This is a genomic window from Microcoleus sp. FACHB-831, from assembly GCF_014695585.1.
Classification (GTDB): domain Bacteria; phylum Cyanobacteriota; class Cyanobacteriia; order Cyanobacteriales; family FACHB-T130; genus FACHB-831.
The window spans coordinates 62,749-76,002 of record NZ_JACJON010000084.1; the positions used below are offsets into that span (position 1 = coordinate 62,749).

A 13,254-nucleotide genomic window follows, 5' to 3' on the forward strand; every position below is an offset into this window, starting at 1 on the left:
AGGGCAAGGCAAAGTAGCGATTAAGCGAGAAGATTCTCAGCTGGGATACCCCAATCAATAATCAACGGATCATCTAATTTTTGGTGAGTACCAGACAGAACGATACTAAAGAAAGTAAGCAAACGGCGACACTGCAATTGATTGGGGCGATAGAGGCGATCGCCCTCTTTATAGAACAACGGTTCGGCAGCAATCGTCTGGTAGTCAAGATTTTCCCGGCCTTCCTCGGTAAGCAAACTTTTTTCTGGCGAGGAAGGTATCAGACCCGGAGGTAACTGACCGTCCAGAATTGCTATTAAGCGAGAAAGGCAAGTCCGCGTATTAAGACCGCGACGCTCTAATAACTGAATAATTTCCCCAGCTTCGTAGCGGGAGTTACGAGGGGTTTCAGAGAAAACGCGCAAGAGTTCTAATAGCAGAAAATAATCGCTGTACTGCTGCTGAGATCGCTCTAAAACTTGGGGAACTAAAGGTAAACTAGCTAAACCATAAGCCACTTTTGAAGGCTGAAACTCATCAATTATTAAATTAGCGTTGGGAAACTTTTGTCTGAGCAACTCCCGCACCTGAACTATTGCAGACGTACCGCCGCTACATATCACCTGAGAAATTGCTTGTGAAGATATTGCAGTCTGGCTCAACAGAGCATTTAGGGATAAATTCAGACGGTGAACAAAAGGTAGAATAATTCGTTTTTCTAGATCTGCGCGAGTACAAGACAACTGTCGATCGCCTAGCATTAAAGTGAATTCATTTTGATGTTGGAGAATCCGCTTCAAATAGGCAGCAGCTTCCACAAGCGCTTGTCCTAAAGGAGAACTTTGTAACTCGCAAGTAAAGCGATAACGATTTTCCAAGTCTGGTTCGCCGCTTGCAGGAAAACCAGAAGAGGTAAAAGGCAAAACAGAAGACGAAGAATCTGTTTTTCCCTCTAAAAGCATCTGGCAGATAATGTCTTGATCTATAGCAGTACCGCCATATGAAAAACTGCTTCGTAGAAAGTTGCTGTGGTTTAAGTCTTGCAAATTTTCCGGCAAATCAACTAAAGCAGTTTCTGTTGCACTCGCCCCAGCATTAATAACTATAGTACCGCCGCGAATTTTAGATTTTGACTGCTTATTATCCGCCAGCACTCCCAGCAAAATAGCGATCGCATCCTCTAAGAAGAAAATTTGCTCCGGACGGCTTACCAGTCGCGCACCCAAAACAGCTTCCCGGAGGTTAAAGCGGTAGGTATCGCTCCAATCCATCGGTGTACCGAGAATTACGCCGCTGAGATTCCCCAGCGCCTTGCTCAATTTTTCTGCATCAAGACGATTAGCGCCCGTTCTTACTGCACTGTTTGAGAGGGTATTGGCAGGTGTGAAAGTTGATAATAACGCAATAAGCGATCGCCCAAGCCAATATAGAGAAACTGGCTGTTGTTCCGACCACTGCAATAGAGGCTCCCAGTTATTAGTACGGGGAGAATAGTAGGGAATGCCAACTTTGAAGTAGTGCTTAAATTTTTCAATGAATACCCCAGGCTTTTTAGACGCCAATAGAGATGCCAAAGAACCGACAGCAACCGACGCCATCGGAGACTTACCCAAATTGATTTGAGCAGGGCCAGAGTAAACAGCAGATGGCAAACGATAGCTGGATTCCTTAGAACCGCTGAGAGTATTAGTTGCCCAATAAAGGGGGTAGCGATCGCCGCTTTTTCCATTCAACAAAACCGCTGAAACACCAGTTGTGCCAAAGTCAATCCCTAAGTACCAAATCTCATCTGGGACATATGTCTCGCTTTCCCGTTCCACCTCAATTGAAGTCCGTCCCGCTTGGGATTGAGCTATTGGCTTCTCGGTCTGCATAGCTATTGTTTTTTGTCATCCGTTTGGTCAAAATCTGTAAATTCTTCCGAGTGGGGAAAAAGTAACTCCCATTCGGAATATGTTGGCGCAATGTTTGCATCCATCGTCCAGTTAGTAAAGTCGTCGTCTTGGGTGTCTGCATTCGTATCCAGCTCTAAATTCATTGCCTCCAACAGGTCTAAATCGGAGTCCCAGTCTAACTCAGCAGAAGAGAGATCGGAATTGCTTGCGATCGCCGATTCAAATAAGGAATCGGTTAAGGCCACATCTTTAGTTTGGCTATCGCCTGCGATCGCTTCGGGCCACATAGCAGGCACATCCGATGTCGATAATTCTTGCTCCCAATCAAACTCTATTGGCGCGTTTGGTGCAGAAGCGGAAGCAATATCACCTCCTTTATTTTCTAACTGCGAATTCTCAATTATGGCATCTTCTTTATATGGATATTTCTTGTTATTAGTTGTAACTTCCTCCGATTCAAACGCAATTGATGGCGTTTCTAAAAGATTGACTTCTTCTCCTGTTTTGCTGCTTTCCTGAGTTAGGAAATCATCAGTTGCGGACGCTTCAAAACTAGAAAGATCTTCACTCAACTGCTCTAATATGTTTTCATTCAGGAGAAATTCAATTTCGCGATCGCTCTTCAACTCCTCCGACGCTAGTAGATCTTCATCGAACCCTGCTTGTATATAGCTATCTTCTACCACCTGCACTGAGGAGCTATTCGTAGAAGCAGGCTGGTTGCTATGTGTCTCTTGAGGCGAGGCGTTGCGATTGCTTTGTACGCTTATTGGGAGTTTTGGTGGCGAATAAAGCTGGAATTTTTCGTCAGTTTCCTTTCCTAGTGGCTTTGTTACTACTCTATTTTTATGCTGAATATCATCGTAATTTTTGATTTCTTTACTAGGTTGCTTTTCCTGAAATAAATCTGTTAGCAGAGAAATCGTTTCAATGCCTTCTGGCTGCGATTTACTAACTTGATAGGATGGATTATTTATAAATTGTGGAGGAATTACCTTTTTTGCAGTCTCTAAAATTACTTTTTCTTCCTCATCAGCTATAACAGTTTTTACTTTTTGATTAGCATCTTCCAATTCCACATCTTCTGGGGAATCTTCAAAAAATAAACCTTCCTCCCACGAGTCAACCAACTGATTAGTATCTTCTTGTAGCGATCGCGCTGGCGCTGAATGTGTTGCTAGGTCTTCTGCTCCCCCGAAAAACGCCTCTTCAAATTGTGAAGACTCAAAAGCTTCTGAATTGTCCAACGCCCCATCGGGGCTGAGCTTTGAGTTCTCGGAAATTTGCTCGGAGGACGCTAATGAGTCGGTTCTGGTGGTGCGAGACGCCCGATCGGTATCTTGATCAAATTCGCGGACGGTGCTGTTTGCGCTGACAGCGCCCGATCCAAACAGACTTTCGTAGAGATCGTCGAGTTCGCTGTCATCCCCATCCGCACTCAAATCAAGTGAAGAATCTATAAGCCAAGAGTCAAAATCCTCCTCATCAGATTGGCTCAAGGAGTTAGGGGAAATGAATGAGGGGGCGAGGAAGCTCGGAGAATTTGCATCTACGCTAGGAACGTCCCCTGTGAATATTAGCTCGTTTGCCGCCTTTGAAGATTCTGGTGCAGAATTATCATCTAATGCCGAGGCGGGGGTAAGAGAATTAACATCCAGTTGCAAGATGGCATCTATTTCATCTTCGGCAATTGGTTCAAGACCCAACGCATCGAGATCTAGTTCAACAATTTCCCAGGTGTCCGGGGTTAGGGGTGGGGTGGTTTTCTGTTTCTGGGATTGGGCGATCGCAGTAGTGTCATTCACTTGCAATTCCATCCCCGGAAAAGCAAACTGCCCTTGTGTGGAAACTTCTTCAGTTGGCGATGCTGTTGGTAGTGGCAGATTTTCTTGGTCGGCGGAAATTTTTGTTGTTTCGGGTGTAGATGCTAAGGCAGTAGATACAGTTGCGATCGCTTCTATATTCTGGGATGAATGCACAATGGTAGAGGCTTCTCGCCCTAGCTTTTCAGCTAAGTGATTTACCAACGCTGTAAACAGCAATTCCCCCTGCTGTCCCAAGCTGTGCATTTTAGCCACTCCCTGAGACAATGACTCCTCATATCCCAGCACATTATTTTGTAGCGACTCAAACACCACCCGGATCGTAGAATCGAGCCTCATTAACAGTTGGTCGGACTCGCGCTCTATTTGCCGCAGGTGTTCTAGGCGATCGCGTGGGTGTAAAGTTTCTTCTACAGGGGAGGCAATTTGATGAGCTTTCTCATCATCTTCGCCGCTTTCCAAAGCGAGAACCCTTCTTGCCTCGCCTATAGCTAATGAGGATTCTTCTTGGCTTGTGTATTTTAGTTCTAAATTTGCCAGGGTTTGAGTTATCTGATGGGTCAAGCTTTCCTGCAAGCGGTTTGTTAGCGCCTGTAAGAATTCTGAGATGATTTGCTGCTGTGTAGCTTGTTGCTGAGCAAGAGTTTGATAATGTTGCCGTTGGGTTTCAAGGACTCGAATTTCTTTAACAAGTGATTCCCGCTGTTGTCGCAGAGCTTCGAGATCCGCTTGCAAGGGCGGCAGCAATCCCGCACGCAACTCGGTCATTTCTTTGACCACTGCCTTAGCGATCGCGTGGAATGCTTCTTGCGGGGGTGACTCCACTACCTTTGGCTGCTCTACTTCCAGCTGTTGCTGCAACGAAACTAGATAGCTGCGGACTCGTTGGAGAACTCTACGCTGTCCAGCCACATCAACAGGGGCAAACATCGACAGACGCGAACCACCCGATGCAAGTACACTGTCAATTTCAGCAATGAGAGCTTCGATAGCCTTCTGAGAAGTCACAATAGAACCCCTAATACAACAAATGCGGCACTCTCGCAGCTACTATAACAATTGTTACTAATGCCCGCACTCAAAGAAAACACCAAAACTGATAAAAAAAGGATTAGCTCTTTAGCATATATTGTAATATTTCAACTGCTAAATGCAGTTAAGTCTACACTACATAAAATGCCAAAATAGAGGTACTTCTTAACCAGATGGGTAGGCTTCTTCTGACGTAGGTTTTTCCAATTCCCTTGTCAACGCCAAATATGTTCCTCCTCGGTCTATTTTCTACCACTCTGACAGCAGGGGGGACTTTGGGCAAGGATAATAAAGTATGAAGGATAAACTAAGAAATTTTTCTATCCCTGATAGGGATTACTACAGTGGCGCTCTGTCGGGCAATTTACAAGATGGCTGGCGTACATACTACCATGGTCTCAGGGGCTGGCTGTATTTTCTTCTCGCCAGAATTGCGATCGCAATTCTGGGGGAAGTGGGCGTGAGTTGTTAACGTGTAAGCAAAAACACCTTACCTTGTGCCACCAGGATAAAGCCAGCGCTTGATGGATAAGCAATCAATAAATACTGATTTTTGCCAAATATTTCGATATATTTTTATAATTTTACTTTAAATCTGTAACATAATGGAGGACTGCGATCGCCCCGCCTACTTCAATCTTCTCCATCACAAATCCCGACCATCCAGAGGGTTGCATCTACTGGGTGAATATTTCCAGAAAGCTGATTACATATAGTGTAGAGAAATTATAGGCTGATAGCGTTTGACTGCACAGGGAGAGGATTTCAACCACACCCTGCGTACTTTAGTTGGTAGCTTAAAGTAAAAGGGTTCTGAGTTGGAAGGTAAGTTCTGCATCGTTTTTCGATCGCCTAGTCGGCTGTTGCCCGTTGAGAGGATAATAACCATGGGAGCGTTTCCCCATTATTGCCTCTTGTCCAAAACCGGAGGCACCTTCGCACCGACGCAGGGCCAAAATCGAGTGCGAGTTGGGCAACGCAAGCTGACTAAAGCATCCCGGTTTCACTCTCTTGTTGTGTCCCTTGGGCACAATTGGAAAGTTTTCAGCCTATATGCTTTTCGTTGAAACGCTACCAGCCAGCCCCAACCCAGTGGGCCAATGTCTATCTATCCTTAGCGTTTACAATGCGATGGCCCTATGGAAGACCGATACAACTCTCGCGAACTGAATACCAGCCTCAATGCGTTGATACGCACCGCTCCCTTTTTTACAGGTTTACCAGAGCTAGCGGTGGACAAAGCGACAGCCCATGTCGTCACTCGTACCCATCCCGCAAATCAGGTGATTTTGCTGGAAAATGACTGGGGCGGATCTGTATATTTCATTTTGAATGGGTGGGCGAAGATTCGTACATACAACCTAGATGGGAAAGAGGTAACGCTCAATATTCTCGGCAAAGGGGAACTCTTTGGTGAAATGGCAGCGATGGATGAAGTGCCTCGTTCCACAGATGTTATTACCCTTACTCCTACGACAATTGGCAGCATGCCAGCGGCGGATTTTGTCCAGTTAATTCATACGGAACCGATGGCGGGCGTCCGGTTAGCTCAATTGATGGCGCGACGACTGCGGCAAGTGAATCGCCGTCTGAGGTTGCGGGAATCGGATAGTATGTCCCGCGTGGCAGATACATTATTATTTCTGGCTGAAGGGCAGGGCAAAAAGGCGACAAAAGGAACTGAGATTCCCAATTTACCCCATAGAGAGTTGAGCAGCCTTAGCGGACTAGCGCGAGAGACGGTAACGCGGGTGCTGACTAAGCTGGAAAAGAAGGGGCTGATTCAGCGCGAACACGATATTCTTTGCATTCCGGATGTCCAAGCCCTAGAGCGGCTGATAGCTTAAAAGATAGGAGCGATCGCGCACCATTTGCGATCGCGCCGTTAACTATGGACTACAGGCTGTTAATACTATGGCTTTCCATAAGATCCTTGTTGCCATCGACTCCTCTAATTTATGCCAATCGGTTTTTGCCCAAGCTCTAGACTTAGCCGAGGCGAATAGATCCGCTTTAATGCTGCTTCATTGCCTCACTAGCGAAACCGTTGCATACCCCGACCCTTCTATGCCAAGTGAGATGGGCGCGTACTCAGAACTAGACGCCAATTCTTACCAAACTCAACAACTTATCCTCAAGAACCACATTGAACAGGCGCAGGCTTTGCTGCAAAGTTATTGCCAAACTGCTAAAAGCCGGGGTCTGGTAGCGGAATTTGATTGCAAAATAGGAGAGGCTGGGCAATGGCTGTGCGAAACAGCTCAGGGTTGGGGAGCGGATTTGATCGTTATGGGACGGCGGGGGCGGACAGGATTGACTGAAGCGTTGCTGGGAAGTGCGAGCAACTATGTGCTGCACCACGCTCCTTGTTCTGTGTTAGTAATTCAGCAGCTAAATACTCAGGAGTTGAGTTCGCATTTCAAAGGTGTTGTGGGGAAAAGTTAGATAAAAGTTAAATTTAAAACTGCGGCTATTTTTTAATTTGCATGAGCGATCCTATTGAAGACGGTAAAACCCACAGCCCCCACCATTCCCAAAAAAACCAAAACGAGCCGATCCCAGATGATGATGATGACCCCCTAAACGGCAATTGGTCGCTGGATGAAGAATCTCTCCCGCTGCTGGGGGAAGACCCGCCAGAGGAGAAGGAGGCGGGGAAAAACGAGCCTATGAAAGCAGCGATCGCCCAAAGTGGGAAGTTTTCGCCGCCGACACAAAACCCGCGATCGCCCTTAGCAATGGTAGAAACGGCTTTTCTAGCCAGCGCTGCCAGCCTAATTTGGCTGATTAATTACTACTTCCCGCTAGGCCCTGTCCTGCGAATGTTTTTTCCCGTCCCCATTGCTCTAATCTACTTGCGCTGGGGACACCGGGCGGCATGGATGGCCGCGCTGGTTTCTGGGTTGCTGTTATCCCTTCTGATGGGGCCAAGCCGCAGCATTCTGTTTTTTATCCCCTACGGTCTGTTGGGCGTCCAACTGGGGGCTATGTGGAGACGCGGCGCGAGGTGGGAATTTTCTATTGGCACTGGTGCTTTGATCGGCGCTTTTGGATTCTTCTTTCGCATTTGGTTGCTTTCGATTCTACTAGGCGAAGATCTTTGGCTGTATATGACTACCCAGATTACGGAACTCGCAGAGTGGGGGTTTATCAAGTTGGGTTTGCTGCAACAGCCAAGTTTGCCTCTAATTCAAGCGATCGCTGTTGGAACGATCCTCCTCAACAATGTTATTTATTTATTCATCGTGCATCTTGTGTCTTTGCTGCTGCTAGACAAGGTGGGCAATCCCATTCCCCGTCCCCCTGGCTGGGTACAAGTGCTGTTCGATTATGAGGAGTAACTATAAATTATGAATCATAAAATTCAGCATTTTTAGCCTTGGTCGTGAATAATTGCCCCATTTTTCAGCTTTGCCATGACCTACCCACAAATGCCGATTCGTGTATGCACTGGAGCTAAACAGGGACAGGAGTGGCTAGAGCGCTATCGAGGACGAAAGCCGATCTTTGCTTGCGTTTTGGGCTTTACCGACACTGGGCTGATTCCAGGTATTTCGGCTGCGGGTGCAACGCCAGACGATCGCCGAATTACTGCGATCGCCGATGCTGAATTTTTGTACAATGGCCCCCGATTGCCGAAGCAATATCCTTTACCTCCCCTAACTGCTGGTGCTTCACCCGTGCTAATCTCCCGCGCTGTTGTTGAAGCACTGGATATCCCTGTTTATTTATTTAATGCTGGTTTGCCTCTAGCTCCACCTGTTGAAGCAATAGATTTAGGGGGCGCTCCAGCTAAGTGCCTCAGCCAGGGAAATGCCCTAGAACTGGCAACCGTAAAACATTTGCTAGAGCAAGGGTTAATTTGGGGGGAAAAACTTGCTACTACTGTTCCTGATGGCTATGTCATCCTGAGCGAGTGCGTAGTTGGAGGAACTACTACGGCTTTGGCTGTTTTAACTGGGCTGGGGGTTGATGCAGCAGGGAAGGTTAATAGCAGCCACCCCAAGTGCAATCACGAGCAAAAGTGGGCGTTGGTGCAAGCTGGTTTGCACCGAGCAAACATTGGTTCCCATTCCCCAATCCAAAATCCAAAATCCAAAATCCAAAATTCTCTCGATCCGCTAAAACTCGTTGCGGCAGTCGGCGATCCTATGCAAATCGCTGTAGCTGGGATGACTATTGCCGCTAGTCGGAGTTGTGGTGTTTTGCTTGCTGGGGGTACGCAGATGCTGGCTGTTTATGCGCTGATGCAGGCGATCGCTGCTAAATTTTCCTTAGATTGGCGACCGGAAAACATCGTAGTCGGAACTACGCGCTGGGTGGCAGAAGACCCTACTGGCGATACTGTGGGATTAGCTAGAGCTGTTGGCGAAATGCCCGACGGCAAAACTCCGCCTTTACTAGCCAGCAGGCTGAGTTTTGCCGCTTCTCGTTATCCCCAACTGCGGGCTTACGAACAGGGATATGTTAAGGAAGGCGTGGGAGCGGGTGGAGCTGCGATCGCGGCTCATCTCTACCAAGGCTGGGGACAAGATAAACTACTTGTGGCCATTGAAGCCTTGGTAGAGCGCTGTATTACTTGCTAAGTAGGTAGAAACAATTTAACTTAAAACCTCTCTCCTACCCCTCTCCCTAACTCTCTACTAACAGAATAGGGAAGAGGAAGAATGTTTTTAACTTAGAGTAGAAATATCCCCCTTCCTTTATAGCGAAAGGGTTTCGGGGGTTACGTCGTTTTTATGTTTATTTATGTCTATCTACTTAGTTGTTAGTTCTCAATTGTCTTTTGTACTTCGTCCTTTGTCAGTTGTCGTTTGCTATTGACTTAGAACTGAGGACTACTTGCTTAAGAATGGATTCTCCTTGATAAAAGCTGTTCTTCCAAAGCTGCAATACGGTTGTACGCTGCTGTGAGTTGTGCAGTTAACCGTTGAATCTGAATATCTGGTGACAATTCCTTCTCGCTGCTTTGATAAGAGTACTTATCAAACCCATTGTTATCAACCAGGACATCCTTGTGTTCCATCGAGCTGTCACCAATGCCAGAATGCTGGTAGTGATAGTGCCTGACACTCGCACCTGCCAAGGAACGCTCGGCTACTTGGACGGGTGGGGGCCGGTGTTCGGATAACGCTTCAGAAACTTTGTGAGTCAGCTGATCGATGCTTTGGTACAGCCCATCAACTTTATGAGTTAAAGCCGTGACTTGCTTTTGAAGTGAATCCATGAGATTTCCAATTCTCCTATCTTTATGTTCTTTATCCTATGAAATAATTGGTAAAAAATTATAAAAATGCTGAATAATTTAAGTTTTTTAATATATCTATCAAAAGTAGTAATTTCCAGGTTAAAAAAAGCAAAAATACTGAGAAAGCCAGATTATCAGGCGCTCGGGCAATTAAGTAGATTGGTAAGATTTTTGTCGCTTAAAGCACAATGCGTGAATTATATAGGCTTGTAAATTCAACCTTACGCTTGTCCTATTTCCCGTTCCTCCGGGCTATGAGAGTGCGTTGCACTAATCTGTAACAGAAATAGGTACTAATTCATGCCTACAGGAAAATTACCCCGCCCTAATGGGTAAACTAAGTACATATACGACAGGTTGTTTAGGAAAAAAATGCTTAACTTTGAAGAGTTTTTTACGGCTTGCACGGGGCTGTGGAAGACGGAAAGAATATATCATTCCATCGTGCAAGGTGGGACCGAACGTTCTTACACGGAATATACAGTAGAAGCGCTGAGGAACGAACAAAAGCAGCAAATTTTGTCTGTCTCAGCAATGAACGGTATAAAGGTTGACCTGGAACAACAGAAAGATGCTGAGTCAGCGTGTCCTGGGTTTGCGATCGCGTTCGATACGGTTTCGGAAACGGGCGAACGAGTAGCGATGAGTTTGAAGGCGCTATTTGTACCCGATGCATATGCGCTAACAGATGCGTCTATCCAGCCATCACCACCGCCCCCAGTTGCGGCAATGGTTCCAGACTCGGAGGAGATAATTAGAGGCTATTATTTGCGGGATGAAGGCTATTCAGAAGCAGGCGCGATCGCGGGGCGCTTTACCTATCTACCCACTCGCCAAACCCTGGAAATGACAACGTACTACGGGCGTTCAGTTGCCATAGACCAAATGCGGATAGTCGCTCCTGATTTACGCTTACGCACGATTCTTACCTATAAGCGACCCGAACAACCCGATCAACCTCCAACAATAATTACCTTAGCGGGCTTTGGCGTTGAACGCAGGCAATCCCTCTAGAGGTTTACCTCTAAAGAGATAGGCAACTACGAAAAATTTGTTGAATTTGGACAGCAACCGAAATTGCCTCATTTGGTAATTTGATTTTTTACAGGTCATTTTCATAATGTGAAAATTTGGACTTTGGTTAACCAGGCAGCATCGAACGATAAATTTTATAATTTTGCTGTCAGGAAAATTGATGGCGGTGATGAATCTATTTACAAAATTTGTTTGTCTGATAGTGCAGCGATGATTTGAGCGATCGCGCTTTAGTAATTTGTGGTTAGCAACTTTAGCGACGTGGGACAGGAAACAAAAGACGACACGACACCGCTCCACACAAATACGCGGATAAAATTAAGTACTGCTATGCAGGCGCATCACTGTTCAAAATCCATCCCAGCGCAACGGACAAAGGATAAACATTAATGAAGCGACGGTCTTTTATGGTGGGTGCTGGAACCCTGGCGCTAAGTCAGCTAGTGGAAGGTTGCAGTTCCCCGTCAGAAACATTGAAAGTTAGACTGCTGAAAAATTCCATCCCACCCCAGCTATTGAAGGAATTTACCAAGGGTCTGGGACGAAAAATTGGTTTAGATTTTGCCCCAGACGCCAATTTAAAGGACGTTTACACCAACCTGCAAAAGTGGAACGGATCGGGCCAGGATGAAAATGGCTGGAGGCTGAAACTGCCGTTTTATAAACCCAAAGTGGCCGTAATTCCAGACTTAGTGACGTTGGGTGATTACTGGTTACAAGGAGCAATTCAGCAGCAATTAATTCAACCGCTTGAGTTAGCACAGTTGGACGGCTGGAAGCAACTTCCGCCACGCTGGAAAGAGCTGGTAACGCGCAATGACAAAGGCTTAAGGGACGCCAAAGGGAAAGTCTGGGGGGCACCTTACCGCTGGGGTAGTACTGTTATTATCTATCGCCGCGATAAGTTTGAGACATTGGGTTGGAACCCGACAGACTGGGGGGATTTGTGGAAAGAAGAGTTGCGCGATCGCATTTCTCTTCTAGACCAGCCCCGCGAAGTAATTGGTTTAACTTTGAAAAAGCTGGGTAAATCCTATAACACCCCAGATCTCAACACAGTTTCTGGCTTAAAAGATGAACTGTCGAAGCTGAAAGGCGGGGTCAAGTTTTACAGTTCTGACACATACCTGCAACCGCTACTGCTGGGAGATACATGGCTGGCGGTGGGTTGGTCTACAGATGTGCTAGAAGCTATGAAGGGCGAGCGCTCGATAGCCGCTGTCGTTCCTAAATCTGGAACCGCTCTTTGGGCAGACGTTTGGGTTCGTCCTACTACTGCTAATTCTAGTACAGACAACCTGATGAAGCAGTGGATTGACTTTTGTTGGCAGCCAGATACTGCCAGTCAAATTTCTCAATTTACCAAGGCTGCTTCACCTGCGATCGCTTCCATAGAGCGAAACAAATTACCAAAAGATCTTCAGGAAAATAAGCTGCTTTTGCCAGAAGCGGAGGTTCTAGACAAGAGCGAATTTCTCTATCCCCTAGCCCAATCTACCCTAGAGCAATATCGTTCCTTTTGGCAGGAAATGCAAAGTTAAAAATTAAGAGAAAAAAAGAAAAATTATTTCTTTTGCCCTCTTTCCCAGGTTCTGCCTGGGAATGCTTTTTAATTCACCCGCAGACTATCCTGAAGGTCGGCTTCAAACTGAATGTTGCAAACAGGTTGAGCCAAACTGAAGTTACAGGTATAGGTAGCTAAAAGCGCTTTTTGTTGGTTGAAAACCCTAGTGTTATAACCATTCTGTCTGGCAACAGTTCCCAACTGATTGACAAAGCTATAACGCCCTATATAGTCGAGCAGAGTCCATAGTTGTCGGTTCACTACTAGATCTACTCGCTTCTCATCTGGGTAAGCTAACCAGTTGTCTAGCATTTTGCCACCAAACTGTTCTTTTGCCCACCAGAGACTGGGAGGTGTCAATCCAGTTTGCGATATGGTATCGGCTGTTATAATTTTTCGCCCATTTGTTGGTGTTGTCTTAGCTTGTAGAAGGTTTGACTCTAAAGGCTCTTTTGAGGGCTGTGGAACTGGTGGTGTTTGTGCGTGCGCTAAAGCAGGCGCAAGCATTCCCAAAGCGAATGGCAAAACAGCCAAAATTACATATTTTTTCTTTTTTACTTTGTTAGGTTTCATAGTTCCATAGCTCGTGGTTCGTAGTTCATATTTGATGGCAAAAAACATTCAATAATGAACTGTGTACTATCAACAAAATTTATTGATATCGACCCAAAGATGCCG

General features: G+C 46.1%; 12 protein-coding genes. 7 read left to right on the plus strand and 5 right to left on the minus strand.

The window, feature by feature from the left end:
• Positions 1 to 20 precede the first annotated feature (20 nt).
• Both H6F77_RS26985 and H6F77_RS26990 read right to left on the minus strand, forming a co-directional pair.
• Positions 21 to 1,853, minus strand: coding sequence for an acetate and sugar kinases/Hsc70/actin family protein (locus tag H6F77_RS26985; protein ID WP_190492000.1), 1,833 nt, complete (start codon positions 1,851 to 1,853; stop codon positions 21 to 23).
• 2 nt (positions 1,854 to 1,855) lie between these two features.
• A complete protein-coding gene (locus H6F77_RS26990; RefSeq protein ID WP_190492001.1) occupies positions 1,856 to 4,705 on the minus strand; it encodes a hypothetical protein in 2,850 nt (949 codons plus the stop codon).
• Positions 4,706 to 5,024: 319 nt separating this feature from the next.
• Here H6F77_RS26990 and H6F77_RS26995 point away from each other — a divergent pair, with 319 nt between their 5' ends.
• Positions 5,025 to 5,201: a hypothetical protein gene (locus H6F77_RS26995; protein ID WP_190492002.1), complete on the plus strand. Its 177-nt coding sequence runs from the start codon at positions 5,025 to 5,027 to the stop codon at positions 5,199 to 5,201.
• Positions 5,202 to 5,435: 234 nt separating this feature from the next.
• Here H6F77_RS26995 and H6F77_RS27635 read toward each other — a convergent pair whose 3' ends face one another.
• A complete protein-coding gene (locus tag H6F77_RS27635) occupies positions 5,436 to 5,618 on the minus strand; it encodes a hypothetical protein (protein WP_206753499.1) in 183 nt (60 codons plus the stop codon).
• A 250-nt stretch (positions 5,619 to 5,868) separates the two neighbouring features.
• Between H6F77_RS27635 and H6F77_RS27000 the strand changes: the two genes are divergently transcribed.
• From H6F77_RS27000 to cobT, 4 genes are all read left to right on the plus strand, one after another.
• Positions 5,869 to 6,576, plus strand: coding sequence for a Crp/Fnr family transcriptional regulator (locus tag H6F77_RS27000; protein WP_190492003.1), 708 nt, complete (start codon positions 5,869 to 5,871; stop codon positions 6,574 to 6,576).
• A gap of 67 nt (positions 6,577 to 6,643) precedes the next feature.
• The gene (locus H6F77_RS27005; protein WP_190492004.1) at positions 6,644 to 7,174 is read left to right on the plus strand and encodes a universal stress protein; all 531 of its coding nucleotides are present in this window, start codon (positions 6,644 to 6,646) and stop codon (positions 7,172 to 7,174) included.
• 224 nt (positions 7,175 to 7,398) lie between these two features.
• Positions 7,399 to 8,070, plus strand: coding sequence for a DUF2232 domain-containing protein (locus H6F77_RS27010; protein WP_242022663.1), 672 nt, complete (start codon positions 7,399 to 7,401; stop codon positions 8,068 to 8,070).
• Between the two features lie 90 nt (positions 8,071 to 8,160).
• Positions 8,161 to 9,315 carry a nicotinate mononucleotide-dependent phosphoribosyltransferase CobT gene (cobT, locus tag H6F77_RS27015; RefSeq protein WP_190492054.1) on the plus strand — a complete coding sequence of 385 codons (1,155 nt, stop codon included), beginning with the start codon at positions 8,161 to 8,163 and terminating at the stop codon, positions 9,313 to 9,315.
• 260 nt (positions 9,316 to 9,575) lie between these two features.
• Here cobT and H6F77_RS27020 read toward each other — a convergent pair whose 3' ends face one another.
• Positions 9,576 to 9,956, minus strand: a complete 381-nt coding sequence (locus H6F77_RS27020; RefSeq protein WP_190492006.1) for a hypothetical protein — start codon at positions 9,954 to 9,956, stop codon at positions 9,576 to 9,578.
• Positions 9,957 to 10,349: 393 nt separating this feature from the next.
• Here H6F77_RS27020 and H6F77_RS27025 point away from each other — a divergent pair, with 393 nt between their 5' ends.
• Positions 10,350 to 10,991 carry a phycobiliprotein lyase gene (locus tag H6F77_RS27025; RefSeq protein ID WP_190492007.1) on the plus strand — a complete coding sequence of 214 codons (642 nt, stop codon included), beginning with the start codon at positions 10,350 to 10,352 and terminating at the stop codon, positions 10,989 to 10,991.
• Between the two features lie 410 nt (positions 10,992 to 11,401).
• Entirely contained in the window at positions 11,402 to 12,553 is a 1,152-nt protein-coding gene (locus tag H6F77_RS27030) for an extracellular solute-binding protein (RefSeq protein ID WP_190492008.1), read from the plus strand.
• 68 nt (positions 12,554 to 12,621) lie between these two features.
• Here the strand turns inward: H6F77_RS27030 and H6F77_RS27035 are convergent, their stop codons facing one another.
• Positions 12,622 to 13,149 carry a hypothetical protein gene (locus tag H6F77_RS27035; RefSeq protein WP_242022651.1) on the minus strand — a complete coding sequence of 176 codons (528 nt, stop codon included), beginning with the start codon at positions 13,147 to 13,149 and terminating at the stop codon, positions 12,622 to 12,624.
• Positions 13,150 to 13,254: the final 105 nt, after the last annotated feature.

Excerpts from the sequence above, each read along its gene's own strand:
- H6F77_RS27020 (WP_190492006.1), bottom strand. The coding sequence starts at position 9,956 with ATGGATTCACTTCAAAAGCAAGTCACGGCTTTAACTCATAAAGTTGAT.
- cobT (WP_190492054.1), top strand. The coding sequence starts at position 8,161 with ATGCCGATTCGTGTATGCACTGGAGCTAAACAGGGACAGGAGTGGCTA.
- H6F77_RS27635 (WP_206753499.1), bottom strand. The coding sequence starts at position 5,618 with ATGGTTATTATCCTCTCAACGGGCAACAGCCGACTAGGCGATCGAAAA.
- H6F77_RS27010 (WP_242022663.1), top strand. The coding sequence starts at position 7,399 with ATGAAAGCAGCGATCGCCCAAAGTGGGAAGTTTTCGCCGCCGACACAA.
- H6F77_RS27000 (WP_190492003.1), top strand. The coding sequence starts at position 5,869 with ATGGAAGACCGATACAACTCTCGCGAACTGAATACCAGCCTCAATGCG.
- H6F77_RS26995 (WP_190492002.1), top strand. The coding sequence starts at position 5,025 with ATGAAGGATAAACTAAGAAATTTTTCTATCCCTGATAGGGATTACTAC.
- H6F77_RS27035 (WP_242022651.1), bottom strand. The coding sequence starts at position 13,149 with ATGAAACCTAACAAAGTAAAAAAGAAAAAATATGTAATTTTGGCTGTT.
- H6F77_RS27030 (WP_190492008.1), top strand. The coding sequence starts at position 11,402 with ATGAAGCGACGGTCTTTTATGGTGGGTGCTGGAACCCTGGCGCTAAGT.
- H6F77_RS26985 (WP_190492000.1), bottom strand. The coding sequence starts at position 1,853 with ATGCAGACCGAGAAGCCAATAGCTCAATCCCAAGCGGGACGGACTTCA.
- H6F77_RS27025 (WP_190492007.1), top strand. The coding sequence starts at position 10,350 with ATGCTTAACTTTGAAGAGTTTTTTACGGCTTGCACGGGGCTGTGGAAG.
- H6F77_RS27005 (WP_190492004.1), top strand. The coding sequence starts at position 6,644 with ATGGCTTTCCATAAGATCCTTGTTGCCATCGACTCCTCTAATTTATGC.